This is a genomic window from Pseudomonas sp. MC6 (assembly GCF_054790575.1).
The window spans coordinates 4845053-4862313 of sequence record NZ_CP186504.1; the positions used below are offsets into that span (position 1 = coordinate 4845053).

17 protein-coding genes are annotated in these 17261 nt (G+C 60.2%); 2 read left to right on the top strand and 15 right to left on the bottom strand.

Annotation, left to right across the window (positions count from 1 at the left end; translation table 11 throughout):
* Positions 1–13 precede the first annotated feature (13 nt).
* The 15 genes from pgaD to ACOYXE_RS21715 form a co-directional block, all read right to left on the bottom strand.
* Positions 14–547, bottom strand: a complete 534-nt coding sequence (gene pgaD / locus ACOYXE_RS21645) for a poly-beta-1,6-N-acetyl-D-glucosamine biosynthesis protein PgaD (protein WP_460926583.1) — start codon at positions 545–547, stop codon at positions 14–16.
* Positions 544–1899, bottom strand: a complete 1356-nt coding sequence (pgaC, locus tag ACOYXE_RS21650; protein WP_460926584.1) for a poly-beta-1,6-N-acetyl-D-glucosamine synthase — start codon at positions 1897–1899, stop codon at positions 544–546. The genes pgaD and pgaC overlap by 4 nt, the downstream gene beginning before the upstream one ends.
* Position 1900: 1 nt before the next feature.
* Positions 1901–3898 carry a poly-beta-1,6-N-acetyl-D-glucosamine N-deacetylase PgaB gene (gene pgaB / locus ACOYXE_RS21655; protein WP_460926585.1) on the bottom strand — a complete coding sequence of 666 codons (1998 nt, stop codon included), beginning with the start codon at positions 3896–3898 and terminating at the stop codon, positions 1901–1903.
* A 12-nt stretch (positions 3899–3910) separates the two neighbouring features.
* Positions 3911–6391 carry a poly-beta-1,6 N-acetyl-D-glucosamine export porin PgaA gene (gene pgaA, locus ACOYXE_RS21660; protein ID WP_460926586.1) on the bottom strand — a complete coding sequence of 827 codons (2481 nt, stop codon included), beginning with the start codon at positions 6389–6391 and terminating at the stop codon, positions 3911–3913.
* A gap of 250 nt (positions 6392–6641) precedes the next feature.
* Positions 6642–8147, bottom strand: coding sequence for a YdgA family protein (locus ACOYXE_RS21665; RefSeq protein WP_160054638.1), 1506 nt, complete (start codon positions 8145–8147; stop codon positions 6642–6644).
* A gap of 292 nt (positions 8148–8439) precedes the next feature.
* On the bottom strand, positions 8440–9075 hold the full coding sequence (locus ACOYXE_RS21670; RefSeq protein ID WP_160054636.1) for an NADH:ubiquinone oxidoreductase subunit N: 636 nt from the start codon (positions 9073–9075) through the stop codon (positions 8440–8442).
* Positions 9076–9168: 93 nt separating this feature from the next.
* On the bottom strand, positions 9169–10611 hold the full coding sequence (locus tag ACOYXE_RS21675) for an efflux transporter outer membrane subunit (protein WP_460926588.1): 1443 nt from the start codon (positions 10609–10611) through the stop codon (positions 9169–9171).
* A complete protein-coding gene (locus tag ACOYXE_RS21680) occupies positions 10608–11510 on the bottom strand; it encodes an efflux RND transporter periplasmic adaptor subunit (protein WP_160054632.1) in 903 nt (300 codons plus the stop codon). Before ACOYXE_RS21680 ends, ACOYXE_RS21675 begins: the two co-directional genes overlap by 4 nt.
* A complete protein-coding gene (locus tag ACOYXE_RS21685; RefSeq protein WP_007917703.1) occupies positions 11507–11716 on the bottom strand; it encodes a DUF1656 domain-containing protein in 210 nt (69 codons plus the stop codon). The genes ACOYXE_RS21680 and ACOYXE_RS21685 overlap by 4 nt, the downstream gene beginning before the upstream one ends.
* Positions 11713–13776 (bottom strand): FUSC family protein, encoded by a 2064-nt coding sequence (locus ACOYXE_RS21690; RefSeq protein ID WP_460926589.1) that lies wholly within the window; start codon positions 13774–13776, stop codon positions 11713–11715. The genes ACOYXE_RS21685 and ACOYXE_RS21690 overlap by 4 nt, the downstream gene beginning before the upstream one ends.
* On the bottom strand, positions 13773–14201 hold the full coding sequence (locus tag ACOYXE_RS21695) for a MarR family winged helix-turn-helix transcriptional regulator (protein ID WP_038367319.1): 429 nt from the start codon (positions 14199–14201) through the stop codon (positions 13773–13775). The genes ACOYXE_RS21690 and ACOYXE_RS21695 overlap by 4 nt, the downstream gene beginning before the upstream one ends.
* A gap of 142 nt (positions 14202–14343) precedes the next feature.
* A complete protein-coding gene (locus tag ACOYXE_RS21700; RefSeq protein WP_095122320.1) occupies positions 14344–14625 on the bottom strand; it encodes a type II toxin-antitoxin system RelE family toxin in 282 nt (93 codons plus the stop codon).
* Positions 14615–14860, bottom strand: coding sequence for a type II toxin-antitoxin system Phd/YefM family antitoxin (locus tag ACOYXE_RS21705; RefSeq protein ID WP_095122322.1), 246 nt, complete (start codon positions 14858–14860; stop codon positions 14615–14617). The genes ACOYXE_RS21700 and ACOYXE_RS21705 overlap by 11 nt, the downstream gene beginning before the upstream one ends.
* Before the next feature lie 94 nt (positions 14861–14954).
* A complete protein-coding gene (locus ACOYXE_RS21710) occupies positions 14955–15200 on the bottom strand; it encodes a DUF2789 domain-containing protein (protein ID WP_160054628.1) in 246 nt (81 codons plus the stop codon).
* A gap of 128 nt (positions 15201–15328) precedes the next feature.
* Positions 15329–15790, bottom strand: a complete 462-nt coding sequence (locus tag ACOYXE_RS21715; protein WP_064389062.1) for an aminoacyl-tRNA deacylase — start codon at positions 15788–15790, stop codon at positions 15329–15331.
* Between the two features lie 174 nt (positions 15791–15964).
* On the opposite strand from ACOYXE_RS21715, the gene ACOYXE_RS21720 reads away from it, so the two are divergent.
* A complete protein-coding gene (locus ACOYXE_RS21720) occupies positions 15965–16495 on the top strand; it encodes an NfeD family protein (protein WP_174244424.1) in 531 nt (176 codons plus the stop codon).
* Positions 16496–16497: 2 nt separating this feature from the next.
* Complete coding sequence (locus ACOYXE_RS21725) at positions 16498–17256, top strand: slipin family protein (protein WP_007917711.1); 759 nt, start codon at positions 16498–16500, stop codon at positions 17254–17256.
* Positions 17257–17261: the final 5 nt, after the last annotated feature.

Below are 17261 nucleotides of genomic sequence, written 5' to 3' on the forward strand. Positions count from 1 at the left end.
GGGACTTTGCCACTCAGGTAAGCCGGTTTACCGGTTCGCGATTGTCATCATCTTCAGCATGCAGAAAGATCACCCGCGGGTGCTCCAGCGGTGCCAGTGGCGGCGGCAACTCCTGCGGCTGAACCGGCCAGAAATGTGTCACCACATGGCTGATGTCGCCTTCCTGATCGTTGTGAATGGTCATCACCCCGGGCGTGCGCAGTTTCTGAAAGCGGTCATCGCAGAGTTTGAAACTCTTGCTCAGCCCTTCATCGTCAATCACCGGCGACGGCAACCGACGCTGGGCGAAACTGCGACTTTTGCGCTGCTGATAACGCGCCCAACCGATCAGAATCACCGCGTTGACCAAGGCAATCCACAGATAAATCTGCAGGGTACCCAGCGCGTCGAACGCCGATTTATCGATCAGCGGGCCGCCCGCGTGAGTTTCGACCAGCGGCCACAAGCCACGGATCAGCAGAAACAGCAGGCCAACCCAGGCCACCACGGTGAGGATGACATCGATCACTACCAGAAAAGGCCGCTGGCGAGTCCGGATGATTTTCATTTGATGACCTCCTCTTCGTCGTCGCCGATCGGTTTTATGCCCCGATCAGGACTGACCCAACGCGCACGTTTCTGATGTTGGCCGAACAGCACTTTGGGGAAGCTGACCAACGTGGTCAGCAGGCTGATAAGCCAGAACACCAACGGATACCAGACCACCCAGAACATTGTGCGACCCAATCCCGGCTCATAGCGCCGGTCGATGACGATGCTGACCGCGAACTGCACCAGGCAGACGAAGGCCAGCAGCAACCCGGTAAACGCCGGCGGCATCAAGTGATCCACCGCGATGGCTTCCGGCATGACCACAAACTTGCCGACGGCCCAGAAAATCACCGACAACAGGAAGGTGAATGCCCACCCGGTCGACAGGCAGTATTCAAAGAGCAGCGGCCACAGGTAACGATGACGGTACTGCCAGATGCCACGGATGTTTTTGAACAGCACTTCGGCACCGCCCTGCGCCCAGCGCAGTCGTTGCTTCCATAGCCCGCCGAGGGTTTCCGGCATCAGAATCCAGCACAGCGCGCGCGGCTCGTAGAAGATGCTCCAGTGATCGAGTTGCAGCTTCCAACTGATATCGATGTCTTCGGTGATCATGTCCGGGCTCCAGTAACCGACGCGGTTCAGCGCGGTACGGCGGAACGCGACGATCACGCCGGAGACGGTGAAAATCCGCCCGAACACCCGTTGCGTACGCTTAATGAGCCCGATGATCGACGAGAACTCACCGACCTGCACCCGCCCGACCAGCGTCGAGCGCGTGCGAATCCGCGGGTTGCCGGTCACCGCCCCCAGGCGTGCGTTATCCAGCATCGGTGCGACCAGATAGGCTGCGGTGTTCGGCGCCAGCAGCGCATCACCGTCGATGCACACCAGATACTCACTGCGTGCCGCGATGGCGCCCATCCTCAGAGCAACGGCTTTGCCCTGGTTTTCCGCCAGATGCAGCACGCGCAGACGCGGATCTTCCTTGGCCAGCGCATCCAGCACTTCGGCGGTGTTGTCCTTGGAGCCGTCGTTGATCGCGATAACTTCGATGTTCGGATAATGCTGGGCCAGTGCTGCATGGATGGTGTCGGCGGCGTTGTCACCTTCGTTATAGCAAGGGATCAGGATCGAGATCAGCGGCTCGCCTTCCAGCGGTGGCGGCAGCGTGTCGTCTTTCCATGGCCAGTGGCGCTCCCAGTGCAGCCAGAAATACAGGCCGCCGGCGATCCACAACCCGGACATGAACAACGGGTAGAAGAACACGAAGTCCATCAGGAACTGCCCGGTGACCAGGAAGATCAGGCCCAGCGGCACGCCGAGAACGAGCGCCAGAACAAGCAGGGCTAACAGTCTATCCAGCATGTTATGGATTCCATTTGTTGGAGAGTGCAGGCCTTACGGTTTTCAGGTCCGGCAGGTTGTCGAGGAAGTTGTCCGGGTAGTAACCGAAACTGGTCGCACCCTGACGCTTGAGGCGGCCCATCCAGTCCGCCAGATGCGCACCGTCGATGTCGGCCTGATCCTTTTTCGTCCAGTCCCGCGCTTGCAATTCGAACACCGTGCGATCCAGCGCCCCTGGGCGCTTTTTGACCGTGGCCACCAGCGCTTCCAGCCACGGACCGGACTCTGCCTGGGTCTGTTTTTCCATCAGCGGCATGGCCATCGGCGCCGTCCAGTCGTAGGTCACGAGGAAGTCATCGAGGTTCTGTGCGTACCAAGCTTCGCTCTCGGGGTTGAGCATCGGCTCGGCGAAGATATTGCGCGCGGTCAGCACCTGCGGGCCGCGAATCGCACGGACTTTGGCGGTCAGCTCGTTGGTAAAGTCGATGAGGTATTTGCTCTTGAAACGCGTCCAGCGCTGCATCGCTGCCGGATCGTCGCGCAATGCGGCAATCGAACCCGGCAAACCGTGGGCAGCGTAGGCTTTCAAGGCTTCAGGACCGGCATCTTCGAAATCCGACAGTACCGCGTCGTCGTGGTAAAGAATGCCGTTGACCGAGGTCAGGCGCGCGACGTCTTCGTAGATTTCACCGATGATCCGTCGCACTTCAGGATCGAACGGCGACAAGCGTTGGTACTGATCCGGATCCACCGAGGTGATGCCGGTTTTCGGGTCCCAATGGGTCACGCGCGGCAGTTTCGAGTCAAGACCAAAACTCAGCACCGGCATCCACGCGAAGACCTTCACGTTAGCGCGGGTACGTAGTTGCCAGGCGACGCGGTTAAAAATGTCCGCACGCACCGGTAAGTGACGGTTGGGGAAGTACAGCGAATGCACCAGGCCATCGCCCTTTGGATCGGCGAAGGCTTGCAGGAACACCGTGTTGGCGCCCAAGTCAGCGATGCGCTGCACCAGCTTTCCGAGGTTGATGTCCTGCTGCGCCGGATCCGGGTCATAAACGTTGTCCAGATCAACATGCACAACGCGCATGACGAAATCCGACTGCACGTCGACGATACTGTTGGCGAAACGCTCGCCGTCAGGATCCGAAGCGACAAGAAAGCGCGGGCTGCTCATCAGGTTGTCGAGGGCGTCGAGACCGTCTTCGAGGGTCAGGGCCATTTCGTAGCCCTCCTCGCCGACCACGGTCAGCGATGTGCCGTCCGCCGCGCCATACGGCCAGACCCAGACGCGTGGTTTTTTACCGGTGACCTTACGGATTTTTTCCGAGATGTTATTCACGTCGGTGCGAATCCGCGCCTGGAAATCGTCCTCGGATTCATAGCGTTTGGTCACTGGATCGTAGCGCCGGGTCGCCGCCGCCGGCTGCATATTGCCCTGCGGGTTGGCCAGAATCCCTTTGTGATTGGCGTCGGTGTGAGCAGCGATTTCCACCAGCCCGGAGTGTGAGATTTCGCGAATCTGATCCCAGGTCAGAAAGTCGGAACGCGCACGCGGAGCACCGGCGAAATCCACCGGTTGATTGAGCGGCGTGTCGATCCAACTACCGACCGGTGCCAGCAACGCATGCCAGTTGTAGGCGCGAAGCACCGGTAACACGCGAGTGTAGAAACTCGAATAACCGTCGTCGAAGCTGAGCAGGATCGCTTTCGCCGGTAGCTCCGGGCCGCCCTTGCGTGCGGCCATGATCTGGTCGACCGTCACTGGTTTGTAGCCATTCTCGCGCAGCCACGCGAGCTGTTCGATCATGCGCTCGGTGCGCACCGCCACCACGGCCTGATCAGGATCGAGGTCTTCGACGTCGTGATAGGCAATGCCGAGCACGTGATTTTTCGGCCACGGTTTTTCGCTGGCCGCCAGCGGACGCTCGGACGGCGGCGCGAAGGCCGGAGCTTGCTGGGCGCAGGCGCTGATCAGCAGCGCTCCCAGCAGAAGGATGAAACGCGAAATCAAAGGCATCTTCAAACTCTTCTAGAAGCGGAAAGTGAGGTCGACGAGCAGACGCAGATCGGTCTCCCGATCACCGTCGTAAGGCCGATTGATCACACTGAACAAACCGCCCACCTCGAACACGTCGTTCCAGGCATAACGCTGACCGTAACCGAGCAGGGCCATGCCGCCGGTGCCGTGCTCACGCTGGCTGTACGTTCCCGCACCGGCCTGGAATTGTTGGCTCCAGGCCGTTTCGTAGCGGTGGTAGAGCACGTGATTGACGTTGACCAGCGGCATCACGCTGAAGTCGGATTTGGGGTTGAAGTACGGCACGTCATCGGACTTGGAGTTGTGGCTGGTGCCGACTTCCAGTCCTGCATCGACCTGCACGTTCGGCGCGCTGTAGACGCCCTCGCGGCCGGTGAGCAAGGCTTCGACGCGGTTGTTGCCGTCGCTGAAGTGCGACGGGCTTACCGACAGACGCCACTCGCGGCTTTCGTTGGCGCGCCAGCGAATGAAACCGCTGCCGCCATTGGCTTTGATGTCGCTGTTGAGCGCGCGCAATGGTGTCTCGGCCGACAGGTATTCGAGGCTGCCGCCGTACTGCCAGTGGTCATTGATGTCGCGAGCGATCGCCAGACGCGCGCCTTGTTTGTCGCCGAAACCGTAATCGTGATTGGACACTTCCGCTTCGAGGGTCATGTCGCGGGTGCGCCGCTGCAGGCCAACACGCTGAAAGCGGTGGTGCCCGGTGCCTTCGGCGAAGTCACCGGTGGCATACCCGGCGCCGGCGAACACGCGCCAATCTTCATTGATCGGCGGGCTGTACAGGGTGGTCTGGATGCCGAAATCGCGGCTGCCGCTGACGGCGCCAGCATCGCCGCTGCCGCCACCGTTGGCCTTGCCGCCGTAGGCCTCGACGCGCAGCTCGGACATGTCATGCACTTCGCGCTCACGGGCCAGACGCTGTACCTGGCGGTTATCCGGATAGCGGGCGACGACGTCGTCGGTCAGCGCATCCATTTGCCGCCATTCCTGTAATTCCATCGCGGTGTGGGCCTGGCCAATTTCCAGGCCCATGGCGCGCGGCACCATGCTCTCGGTTTCCTTGAGCTGCATTTCTGCGCGGCGCGGCCAGTTACGGGCCAGGTACAGATCGGCCTGAGCCAGACGCAAACCGACGTTACCCGGCGCCTGATCGACCAGCGTCTGCAAGCGCTCCTCGCCATGGGGCAAGTCAGCGCTGTAAGTGCCGGCCTGCGCGGCCAGTTGCTGGGCGTCCATCCATTCATCATTGGGGTTGCCGATCGGCAAGCCCTTGAGTTCAACACGCGGACGCTGGGACTTGGCGGCGTCCTCGGCGACTTTGCGCGCCTCATCAGCGCGGTCGCTTTCCAGCAGCGAGTAGTACAGCGCAGTGGTGTCTACGAGTCGGTCGCCGACATCGGCATCCGGCGCCGCCAGCACTTGGCGATAGAGGTCGGTAGCGATTTCTGGCTGACGCTGATCCAGATACGACGCCGCTACCCAACGCAGTGCGTAGGTCGGAATCTTCACGCCTTCGGCTTGCAGCTTTTGGTATTCAGTGATGACGTCGGCGGTGCGCGCCCGGGCCTTGAGCGCGCCCATGCGGTCGATGCGCCAGCGAATCACGTCGTCGTGAGCGGTCGCGTCCGATGTCCAGGTGGCGAGCAGTTTGTCGTAGTCGGCCAGCGCGCGGTCGGCGATGACGTAGCGTTCTTTTTCACTGCGGGTGGCGAGTTCGGCGAGACGCACGCGCTCGGCAGCCAGATCGCCTTCGAGGCGACGCAGGGTTACCGGATCAATCAGGCCCGGACGCTGATTGGCCAGACGCAGCGCCGGCTCCGGCAGACGCGCCTTTTGCAGAGCAACCACGTATTCGCGAGCGACTTCCGGTTTGCTGCCGGCGCGCTTGAATGCTTGATCGTATTCGAACAGGGCATCGTACTGTTTGCTGGCGCGGGTCAACGCGTAGCCCAGCGCCAGACGACGGGAAGGATCATCAGGCTTGGCCACCACCAACGCTTTGGCGCGGGTCACCGCTTCGTCGGGTTTGCCGGCATCCGCCTGAGTCAAAGCCAGGCCCAATTGCAGGTCGGCATTATCCGGCTCCAACGCCAAAGCCTTGTTGTAGACCTGAGTGGCCTGATCCCAACGTTTGAGGTTGCGATAAGCGCGGGCGGTGGCGGTCAGCGCCTGAACCGGCAGGACACGGTCGCGGCCCTGGGTTTCATAGACCTGCACCACTTCGGCATCGAGGCCAGCCCAACTGGCGATTTGCAGGTGATCGCTGATCTGCCCGGTGGTCGACTGCCCAAGTGGCACCTGGCGCAAAACCGTCAGCGCAGGCGTGGTTTGCCCGGCACGGGCGTCGCGCACCATCTGATCGTAGGGTGTGTCGGCAAACGCCAGCGCCGGCCAGAGCAATTGGCTGCACAGCGCGACTCGAAACAAAGGGCGTAAACCACGATGCAATACAGGAACATCAATACGCGGCATTCGTCAGCATCCTTACATGGCCAGCCGGGTCGCAATGCCCTCCTTGCCCTTTCGTAACGGTGGCCGCCAATGCACATGCAACGGCCAAGCTTAGTCAGGCAGTTTTGCACGCAAGCGCAGAGCAATATCCAGAACACAATAATTGTTCAGAATCGTGCTGGTGGTTCAGCCGAAAATCCGAACGCCAGACAGCAAAACGCCCGGCGTCTGTGCGATACAGAGGCCGGGCGTTGCTATCAAGAACGCAGGATTACTGCACTTGCGTGACGCCGGCGAACTTGCTCATCAGGAAGCCGACGAACTGCTCGACGGTCATCTTCTGGCCGTTGAATTCGACCTGATTGGCGGCGTAATGCAGCTTGGTCACGACGTTGCTGCCGTCGACGACGGCCAACTGCGAACCGACCGCCATGCCCGCAAACATGTCGGCAGCTTCCTTGGATTGATCGACGATGGCTTTGGCATCGGTCTGACCATCCAGTTGTGCCTGCACGCTGAGCAGATCGACCAGCATCGGCTTGGACACCTGGATATTCAGGTCCAGCAATGCGATCAGTTGTTTGCCCAGTTGATCCGGCGGCAAATCCATCGATTGCGGCTTGGTCAGGTCGATCACCAGATTGGCCTTGCTCTCGCCGTTGGCGGTGTTGAACGAGAGGTTTTCCAACGCAAACTGTGGGCCGGCAGCCAGCAGTTTTTGCAGGTCGGCTTTGACTTGCGCATTTTCCGCTTCGGTCAGATTCAGCTCTGGCGCAGGCAAGCCCTGGGCTGCAGCTTCGGCGGCGGCTTTTTCATAAGGCTGCAGTTTGGTCTGGTAAATCTGCATCAGCGACATGGTCGACGGAATGTCGAGATTTTTCAGGCTCATGGCCATGTTCGCCGAGCCGACTTTCTTGTCGTTGAGGCTGACTTCGCCAACCTTGTAGTCAGCACGACCCGAGGCATTGCTGCCGTTTTCTTCGGTGAGGTTCTTCATTTCGAAGTTCTTCACACCGAGCACCGACTGCTTGGTGCCGAAAGTGGTTTTGCTGTTGGTCAGCACCAGGGTGTTTTCCCCGGTGTAGTAGCCGTAGCTGCTCTTGGCGAGGTTGCTGGCCAGGGTCAGACCGTTGAGTTCGACCTGCACCGGCGCCTGATCTTCAGCGACGGTGACCAGTTTCAGGTTGTCCATGTAGCCGTCCGCCTTGACCTTCTGCGCTTTGGCGTTAGCGGAGATGTTCATGGTCAGGCCGGAAAACTTCAGACTCGATTGTTCATCCAGTGCGGTTTCGAACGGCAGCAGATCGAGGGTGCTGGTGGTGGATTCGTCGTAGCCGATGCTGGTCACGCCTTTGAGCGGCGCGGCGCCCTTGGTCGCAGCGAACCACTTCTCGGTGGCCGGATTCTTTTCCAGCTCGTAGTTGCTGGTGGCCATGACCGGCAGCCATTTCAGCGAAACCAGACGCGAGAACGGCAGCGGGCCATGTTCGATGTGGTCTACGAACAGCAGTTCGACCGGCGCATCACCGAACATCTCGCCTTCGCCTTTGAGGCGGTAGTGCGCGGTGCTGGTGAAGGTGTGGCGCTCCAGCGACACCAGTTCCAGCGACGCGGTACCGTTGGAGCCGGCCATGGCGGTTTGCAGCTCTTGGTTGGCATTGCTGACGGCGTTGTTGAGTACGCCTTCGATCTTGGTCCCGGTGTACCAGGCCCCGCCTGCGCTGATCGCGCCGATGGCAACAACAATTCCGAGGAGCACGCCTGCTGATTTATTCATGAATGACCTGATCGATTTCCGTGGCTGTGAGTGTGGTCGTCTTCCCTGAACCCGTGACCGGGTCGCGGCTCGACTGTGCTGAGTTCAGCGGTGGAGATTAGCACCGGGCGCGGGAGCTGGCCCAATGTTTAAAGGTTAAAGAGTGTCTATGGGGAGAGTGGACAGTGGGCGGGCTGCGAGAGTTTCGGTGTTTTTTAAGTCGCCATCGCGAGCAGGCGAAGGCCTACAGGGGAACGCATTCCAAATGTAGGAGTGAGCCTGCTCGCGATGAGGCCGGTCGATTCGGCGGGAATCAGGAATACTGAACCTCGATCTCATCCAGCTGATGATCAAAGCTTTTCAGCCGCGCGGTCCAGGTGTACACCAGCACTTCAAAGTCCCGATCAATCACCGCTCCGCCCGAGACGTCGGCGCGCGGATCGCAGAAATCAAGTTGATAACGCTCGCGGGCCATGGCTGTAGCGACATCGGACAATTCCCGGGCATTGTTGAGCCAGTGCCAGCCCTCGCCATCAATCTGCTTGTCGAGTTCCAGACACTGCTTTTTCAGCGCTTCGAGACTTTTTTCCAGCGGCGTGCCGGTGAGTTCGCCCATGACTTCGGCGAATGTCCGGCCCGGCTGCCAGTAACTGCCCCAGAAATACCGGTCGAACACGGTTTCGACCCGGCGCAGGGCGACTTTGGTATCCCAGATCAGCACCAGGGTCTTGCCCTGTTCAAGCTGCCGTTTCTTGACCCGCTGCACCTGGAGCGACGCCCACGCCACGACGACGATAGCCATGACCGCAATCAGCGCGACGGCGCTGTCGAGGAAAACCATGGCCTTGTCGATCTGGTGGGCCAGCATGATGCCGTAGAAATAGGTGGCCGAGAGCAGCACCAGCGCTGCGAGGGCGCACCAGAAGCCGAGAGCGTAAGGGTTTTTCATTATTGGTTTCCCCTAGACCAGCGCTAGCAATGTGCGCTGAAGGGGCGCTTTGCACGGGGCGTCCCTTCAACACTTCAAAGCATAGCAACGGCCTCAGGGTTTGCTGGGGCTTGGAGCGTGCGTTCGTCCGCTTTCCCAGCCGCCGCCCAAGGCGAGGAACAAATCGATCTGGCTCATCGCAACCTGGGTGTTGGCGGCGGCCAGTTGCGCGGTGACATCGGTGTAGGTGCGCGTTGCTTGCAGATCAGCGAGGAATGACTCGCGGCCGACCTGGAAGAAGCGGTGGGTCTGGTCGGCGGCCAGTTTCGCCGACTCCTCGGCATCGGCCAGTGCGTCGCGGCGTTGCAGCAATGCGCTGTACTGGGCCAGGCCGGTCTGGGTTTCGCGAATGGCGTTGAGCACCACGCCGTCGAAGTGCGCCAAGGCGCCTTGGGTCGCCGCTTCTGCCTCGCGGATTCGCGCGCGGGCGCCGTTGGTCGGCACCTTCCAGCTCAGCGACGGGCCAAAGCCCCAGCGGTTGGTCGACGGATCACCCAAGTCATCGATGAGACCAACAGTGCCGATGGTCGCGCCGATACTGATGTCCGGATACAACTCGCCAGTGGCGACGCCGATCCCGGCGGTCGAAGCGGCCAGACGACGTTCGGCCTGGCGAATGTCCGGGCGACGTTTGAGCAGCGCAGCGCCATCGCCGACTGGCACCAGTTGGGCGATTTTCGGCAGTTCTGCGCAGGTAGCGGTACCGGCCGGCAATTGATCGACCGGTTTCGCCAACAGCATCGACAGACGGAACAGCCCTGCCTGACGCGCGGCTTCATAGCGGGGCAGTTCGGCGCGCAAGGATTTGAACTGGGTTTGCGAGCGAGTGACCTGGGTTTCGTCACCGCGACCGGCGTCGCGCAGACGCTGGATCAGCGTGGTGCTTTGCGATTGCAGGTCGAGGGAATGCTCGGCGATTTCACGTTCTTCATTGGCCGCGCAGACTTGGGTGTAGGCGCGCACGACGTCTGCCACCAAGGTGATCCGCGCCGTGTCTGCCGCGGCCTGGGTCGCGTCGGCATTGGCCTTGGCGCCTTCGATGCCACGCTGCAAGGTGCCCCACAGATCGAACTGATAAGAAGCGCTGATGCCGATGTCGCCGACGTTATCGACCGGGACTTTTTCCGGCAGCAAGAATGCCTGACCAGACTCTTGCAAACGCTGCGCGCCCATCTTCACACCTGCGCTCCAGCCACCCGCTGCTTCGGCCTCATCGACCTGAGCCCGCGCCCGTTGCAGGTTCGCCGCCGCGACGCGCAGATCGGTGTTGGAAGCCATGGCCTGCTGCACCAGTTGATCCAGCCGCGCATCCTTATAAAGACGCCACCAATCCGCCGGCACCGGCGCCGAGACTACCGGTTTGCCGGCGACCGCCAGTTCGCCCTGAAAATCCTTGCGCTCAACCGCCGCATCCTCAGGCACCTGATAGTCCGGCCCGACCATCTGACAGGCCGAGAGCATCACGCCCAACCCGGCGATCATCAGCGCCCTGCTCATTGCCCGGGCTCCTGCTTTTTATCGTCGACCTTTGAGTCTTCAATGATCGAGACCGTAGCAGTGCGACCGGCAATCATGCGGAAATCTGCCGGCACATCATCAAAGGCAATCCGCACCGGAATCCGCTGCGCCAGCCGCACCCAGCTGAATGCCGGGTTAACGTTCGGCAGCAAGTTGCTGCCGCTGCTGCGGTCGCGGTCTTCGATACCGGCAACGATGCTTTCGACATGCCCACGCAGTTTGGCGCGGTCACCGATCACACGGATGTCCACCGACTGGCCGACATGAATGCCGTCGAGCTTGGTCTCTTCGAAATAGCCGTCGATGTGGAACGAATTGCTGTCGACCACCGACAACACCGGACGCCCGGCGGTGACGAATTCCTGCGGACGCGGCGCGCGGTCGTTGACGTAACCGTCGACCGGGCTGCGGATTACCGAGCGGTCGAGGTTGAGCTGAGCGCTGTCCACGGTGACCATGGCTTCGGCCAGTGCCGATTGCGCGCGAGCGACCTTCGACTGGCTTTCTTCCAGTTGCTCGGCCGGCACGAGGTTACCGAGGCCACGATTACGCTTGGCCTCACGCTGGGCCTGAGCGAGGGTTTCTTCGCGATCGGCGACAGCCGCTTTGGCCTGACGCAGGGCCAGTTTGAAACGGTCCTGGTCGATGCTGAACAGCACTTGGCCGCGCTTGATCAACTGGTTGTCTTTCACTTCCACCTGCTGGATCAACCCGGACACGTCCGGGGCGATCTGGATGATGTCAGCGCGAATGTGGCCGTCGCGGGTCCATGGCGCAAACATGTAATACATCACCATGCGCCAGACGAGGACAACGGCAAAAGTCACGATCAGCAGGGTCAGTACCACGCGACCGATGGTCAAAAACGGTTTTTTCATGTCATCAGGTATCGACTGAGTGAGTCCACGCCGTACAGCAGTACCGCGTAGAGGGCCACGTTGAACAATGCCCGGTGCCAGACCAGACGGTAAAAGTGCACGCGCGTAAGCACGGCATGCACCAGCAAAAACAGCACATAAGTGATGCCCATCAACACCAGCAGGGTCGGCAGGAAAATGCCGCTGATGTCCAGATCACCGATCATAGGGGCGCTCCATCGGGCAGCGGTTCTTCGGAGTCGGCACTGGAGACGAATTCGACGCCGGGCAACAGCGCCAGACGCAAACCGCTCAAGGCGTGCAAAAGGTTCAGACGGGTTTCATCGTCGCCGTGGCCATTGAGCGCGCGGCGGGTACGATCCAGGGTCATCAGCAACGGGGCCGGCGCCGGCAAGCGTTCGCCAGCCTTGAGGCAGGCGCGGAAATACTCGCCGACTTCACTGACCACTTGCTGCAACAGCGCGTTCGGCGCGCCGCTCACCCGAGGGGTGTAGGCGAGCAAATCGAGCAGGTTGAGGCCGACGCGCACTTCGCGCATGGCGATGCCGGTGTCCTGGCCGGTGAGGGCCAGACGCGGCAGGTGCTGCATCAGTCGATCGAGCAACTGCACGCCCAGTTTCCGGTGCTCGGCGAGGTTGGCCGGCTCGGTCATGTGGACGATGTCTTTCCAGCTGAAGCGGGTCAGGCGTTTGGCCGCCAGTTCGGCGCCGAACGGACGCGCCACCAGCGTCCAGATAAACGCGAACAACAGCCCTAACGGACCCGCCAGGTTGGAGTTCACGAAGGCAAAAAAGTCCGCGTCGTAAGCCCCCTGAATACTGATGAACGAGGAGGTGTTAACCAGCGTCAGCAGCATGCCGAGGAAGAACCGCGGCTGCACGGTAAGGGTGCCGACGCAGATGAACGGCACGGAAAACGCCAGCACCAGCATCGGGAAGTCATGCAGGTTGGGCAGAATCAAAAACAGATAAAGGCTGGCGAACAGCACCGACATGCCGGTCCAGAAAAAGAACCGGTAAATCTGCGGTGCCGGGTCGTCCATCGAGGCGAAGAAGCTACAGGCCACCGCGGCGAGAATCACCGCACTGCCGCCGTCCGGCCAGCCGAGCAGAATCCACAGCACCGAGGCGGTGATGATCGCCACAACGGTCGAGGCCGCCGAGTAGAGCATCAGCCCACGATCAATGAACGGCGTCAGACGACCGAGGCGCCAGTGACGGTAGACCGCGCGCCAGCTGTCCTGGCGCTCGCAGAGAATCGCGTCCTGCAGACTGCGGCAGTCCTGCCATAAATCGATGAATTCGCCGAGGCGATAAATCGAGTTGGAGAACAGCAGTTGTTTGCGGTCTTGCAGTGCTTCGGCACTCGGTTGCAGGGCTTCGAGCTGATCTTTCAGGGCTTGCCAGCGCTCGAGATCGGCGTCCTGATGAGCGAGCCATTCGCGGGTTGCGGCCAGCAGCGGTTCGAACTTTTCCACCAGTTCCGGCGTGCGCCGTTCGAGGGCATAGAGCGAATCTTCCAGCGCATCGATCACCGGTAATAGATGAATCATTCGCCCGCGCAGTTCTTTGGTGTTGCGCACGGTTTGCGGTAGTGCGCCTTCGTGGGGCAACTGGCCGATCATCAATTCGAGGCTGTTGAAGTTGGCAACCATGGCCATGCGCAGTGCGGTGACTTCTTCGGGCTGCACATCGCGACTGAGGAATTTCAGGCTATAGGTCGTTGCGTCGGCGAACCACTTGCTCACCGCGTCATTGAATACGGGCGCCAGACGACGCGGCCAGAACATCGCGCCGACCACGGCGGCAACGGCGATGCCGAGGAAAATCTCTTCGGTGCGCGCCTCTGCTACGTCCCACACTGCCAGCGGGTTATCCACAACCGGCAAGGCAATCAGCGGCAGGGTGTAACCGGCGAGCATCAATGCGTAGTTGTTGGCCGTGCGCAGTTGCAGAGACAGGAACAACAAAATGCCCGTCCACAGCGCAATGACGACCACCAGCACAAACGGACTCTGCACGAACATCGGCACGAAAAAAACCGCCGCAGCGGCACCGAGAAAGGTACCGATGGCACGGTACAGCGCCTTGGAACTGGTCGGCCCGAGAAACGGGCTGGAGACGATATACACCGTGGCCATCGCCCAATACGGACGCGGCATTTGCATGAGCAAGGCGATGTACAGCGCGATCATCGACGCTGCAAAAGTCCGCACCCCGTAGAACCAGTCACGGGCCGGCGGAATGCCGGAGAAAAAACCGTTCAAGAATTAACCACCCATGGCGGGTTGGCCGCCTCAAAAGCTCTGAGTACCCGAAGCGTAGCTTCCAGATCGCTTTGCTCGATGCCTTCGAGCACCTCGTGACGCAAGCGCACCAGTTCGATCTCCACCGCTTGCACCAGTTCACGCCCGGTGTCGGTCAGGCTCAGACATTTGGCGCGGCGATCCTGGGCATCTTCGGTGCGGCAGACGTAGCCGGAATGACACAACTGATCGAGCAGACGCACCAGCGACGGACTCTCCATCCCGGCCGCCTGCGCCACCTGAACCTGGCGCACGCCCTCGCCCAAGCGGCCGATCATCAATAGCGGCACGGCGCAGGCTTCGGAGATTCCATAGTTGACCAGCGTGGTCTGGCAGATCTTCCGCCAATGCCTGGCGGCCACCACCATGGCACTGCTGATGTTCATTTGGAGAGCGTCGAGGGAATCGGGCACGGGGAAATGCACACTGTTAGTTTGCTAACTATCAATATCGCATTGGAGGGGAATTTCAGTCAAGTTTTGAAACAAATTGCCTGCTTGCCTGTAGGAATTGGCGCTGAGAGCTTATTCAGCGCTTTTTTGCATTCTCGTAAACACTGCTGCGCTCGCGCTTACCGACTGCGACAACCGAAACAACAACGCGCTCATCGATCACCTGATAAACCAAGCGATAGCCGGAAGCCTTGAGTTTGATTTTGTAGCAGTTCGGCATCCCGTGTAGAGCATCAGCAGAAACCCTTGGCAGCTTCAACCTCTCGCCCAGCTTCTTTTTGAATTGTTCTCGTAGTGTATGACCCAACTTGTTCCACTCTTTGTGAGCGGATGGCAAAAATTCGAGCTTATAGGTCATCCAGGCTTACCGAAATTGGCGTCTCATGGCTGCGGGCGCGAACGATTTCAGCAAGCTCCAGATCATCGAGTCGCTCCATCATTGCTTCGTACACATCCGCTGGCACCATATAGCCCATGACGCGATTGTGGTTAAGAACGGCCACGGCGCCGCCATGTGCACCGCTCAGCACTGCGGAAGGGTTTTTCTTTAATTCTGAGACACTGACAGCCATATCGGCCAGAACGCTTTGCATAATAAAGGACCTCAATTGAGGTCGTGATTTTGGTCTATTTTTTGATCCTCAACAACCGTTCCACTCAATTGAATGACAAGAGGTGGGCGTCCAGTCAGCCTTCCCGTCCCTTTCGCAACAACACATCCAACCGATCCACTACCTCCGCCCAGTCGGCGTCATCCAGAATCTCGTCACGCAAAAACTCCGCTTGGCTCTTCGTCCAGAAAAACGCATCAGCCAAATGAAGGTTGGGTTTGAGCGGGGAATGGGTGGTGATGAATTTGTCGATGTTGACCGGATCGTCCGGAAGGCCGAGTTGTTTGAACAGGGATGGCAAGCTGTGCGTTGGGCTTTCCATTGATCAACTCCTTCAAAAATGGGCTGTTTGGAAGATTATTCGCGAGCAGGCTCGCTCCCACAGGGGAATGTGATCAACCTGTGGGAGCGAGCCTGCTCGCGAAGGCGTCAGTGCCGGCGCCACAAAGCCTAATCACTCAACTCCCGCACCTCGGCATGCGGCACCATTTTCAGAAACTCGGGCATGCTCATGTGCAGCAGGTAGTTGTGGTTGCCCGCCTCCAGATAAATATCCTTCTGCCGCGTCAGCAACGGGTCGATAACCATGTCCAGGCCATAGGAGTCGCCCAGCGGCGGCACCGCGCCGCGTTCGCAGTCGTCGAAGATGTGCGCCAGATTGCTTTCGCGGGTCAGTTGCCATTCGCCACTGAGGCGCACTTTGCTCAGGTCAAGGTGACGGCTGGCCGGCAGCACGGCCATCAGGTAGTGACCGTGGTGGTCGTCAAGGATGATCGATTTGGCCACCCGCTCGGCGGGCACCCCGGCGACCCGTGCGGTTTCCAGGCTGCTGGACGAGTGACGGTGAGCGACGATGTCGTATTCGCAGTGCGCCCGGTTCAGGCTGCTCTGCACCTTTCTTGCCATACGCATGATGCACCTCGGTGTTGCGCTGAACGGTGGTTGCCGTGCTTTTGAGTCTAGTTCGGCGGGCCGTCGATGCAGGGAAATCCGCTCACTGGACACATCCTCACACTGATCAAAATTCAACCACTGCAACCCTCAACTAGACTGTAAGAACCAGACATGATGCTCGCGGAGGGTCACGTGAACAGCCGATGTTGTGCGTTTGCCTTGCTCCTGCTGATCAGTGGCTCAGCCCTCGCCGCCGACCCCCCGTTGCCACCGATGAGTCCGGCCGGTTTGTGGCTGATTACCTTGGGCATCGTCTTTCTGATCGCCGAAGCGGCGCTGCCCAATTACGGGGTGATCGGCTTGGCCGGAATCATCATGTTCGTCATCGGCGCGCTGATTCTGAGCAACGCCGAATTGCCGGCGCCGATGATGATCGGCCTTGGTCTTATCAGTGCCCTGCTGTTGCTCGCGCTGCTGATCCGCGCCCTGAAAACCCGCCCGCGCCACGCCGTCAGTGGTGACGCCGGCCTGCTCGGCAGCGTGACCGCGATCACCACGGTGCAACCGGGCGATGCGCGCAACGGCTGGGTGCAACTGCAAGGTGAACGCTGGCAAGTGCTCAGCGCCACCCCGCTGCAAACCGGGCAATCGGTGCGCGTGGTCGGGCGCAAGGGACTGTTGCTGCAAGTGGCCGCGACTGAAGCGGCGCCGCTCGGAGAGTGATCATGGGTCTGCAAATCGGTTTTGTTGCGCTGCTGTTACTGGTCATTGCCTTGGCCGGTTCGACGTTTCGCATCTTGCGTGAATACGAGCGCGGCGTGGTGTTTCAGCTTGGCCGCTTCTGGCAAGTCAAAGGTCCCGGCCTGATCCTGCTGATTCCGGTGGTCCAGCAAATGGTTCGGGTCGACCTGCGCACGGTGGTTCTCGATGTGCCGCCGCAAGATGTGATCACCCGCGACAACGTGTCGGTGAAGGTCAACGCTGTGCTGTATTTCCGCGTGCTCGATCCGCAGAAGGCGATTATTCAGGTTGAAGATTATCTGTCGGCCACCAGCCAACTGGCACAAACCACCTTGCGTGCAGTGCTCGGCAAACACGAACTGGATGAACTGCTGGCTGAACGCGAGCAGTTGAACATCGACATTCAGCAAGTACTCGATGCGCAGACCGACGCCTGGGGGATCAAGGTTGCCAACGTCGAGATCAAGCATGTCGATCTCAACGAATCGATGGTCCGCGCCATCGCCAAACAGGCGGAAGCCGAGCGCGAACGTCGGGCCAAGGTGATTCACGCCGAAGGCGAACTGCAAGCCTCGGAAAAACTCATGCAGGCAGCGGAAATGCTCGGTCGCCAGCCTGGGGCAATGCAGTTGCGCTATATGCAAACCTTGAGTTCGATTGCCGGGGACAAGAGTTCGACGATTGTCTTCCCGTTGCCGATCGAGTTGCTCAAGGGCATGGCGGATTTGTCCGGCAAGTCATGACCCGC

Excerpts from the sequence above, each read along its gene's own strand:
- pgaD (WP_460926583.1), bottom strand. The coding sequence starts at position 547 with ATGAAAATCATCCGGACTCGCCAGCGGCCTTTTCTGGTAGTGATCGAT.
- pgaC (WP_460926584.1), bottom strand. The coding sequence starts at position 1,899 with ATGCTGGATAGACTGTTAGCCCTGCTTGTTCTGGCGCTCGTTCTCGGC.
- pgaB (WP_460926585.1), bottom strand. The coding sequence starts at position 3,898 with ATGCCTTTGATTTCGCGTTTCATCCTTCTGCTGGGAGCGCTGCTGATC.
- pgaA (WP_460926586.1), bottom strand. The coding sequence starts at position 6,391 with ATGCCGCGTATTGATGTTCCTGTATTGCATCGTGGTTTACGCCCTTTG.
- ACOYXE_RS21665 (WP_160054638.1), bottom strand. The coding sequence starts at position 8,147 with ATGAATAAATCAGCAGGCGTGCTCCTCGGAATTGTTGTTGCCATCGGC.
- ACOYXE_RS21670 (WP_160054636.1), bottom strand. The coding sequence starts at position 9,075 with ATGAAAAACCCTTACGCTCTCGGCTTCTGGTGCGCCCTCGCAGCGCTG.
- ACOYXE_RS21675 (WP_460926588.1), bottom strand. The coding sequence starts at position 10,611 with ATGAGCAGGGCGCTGATGATCGCCGGGTTGGGCGTGATGCTCTCGGCC.
- ACOYXE_RS21680 (WP_160054632.1), bottom strand. The coding sequence starts at position 11,510 with ATGAAAAAACCGTTTTTGACCATCGGTCGCGTGGTACTGACCCTGCTG.
- ACOYXE_RS21685 (WP_007917703.1), bottom strand. The coding sequence starts at position 11,716 with ATGATCGGTGATCTGGACATCAGCGGCATTTTCCTGCCGACCCTGCTG.
- ACOYXE_RS21695 (WP_038367319.1), bottom strand. The coding sequence starts at position 14,201 with ATGAACATCAGCAGTGCCATGGTGGTGGCCGCCAGGCATTGGCGGAAG.
- ACOYXE_RS21700 (WP_095122320.1), bottom strand. The coding sequence starts at position 14,625 with ATGACCTATAAGCTCGAATTTTTGCCATCCGCTCACAAAGAGTGGAAC.
- ACOYXE_RS21705 (WP_095122322.1), bottom strand. The coding sequence starts at position 14,860 with ATGCAAAGCGTTCTGGCCGATATGGCTGTCAGTGTCTCAGAATTAAAG.
- ACOYXE_RS21710 (WP_160054628.1), bottom strand. The coding sequence starts at position 15,200 with ATGGAAAGCCCAACGCACAGCTTGCCATCCCTGTTCAAACAACTCGGC.
- ACOYXE_RS21715 (WP_064389062.1), bottom strand. The coding sequence starts at position 15,790 with ATGCGTATGGCAAGAAAGGTGCAGAGCAGCCTGAACCGGGCGCACTGC.
- ACOYXE_RS21725 (WP_007917711.1), top strand. The coding sequence starts at position 16,498 with ATGGGTCTGCAAATCGGTTTTGTTGCGCTGCTGTTACTGGTCATTGCC.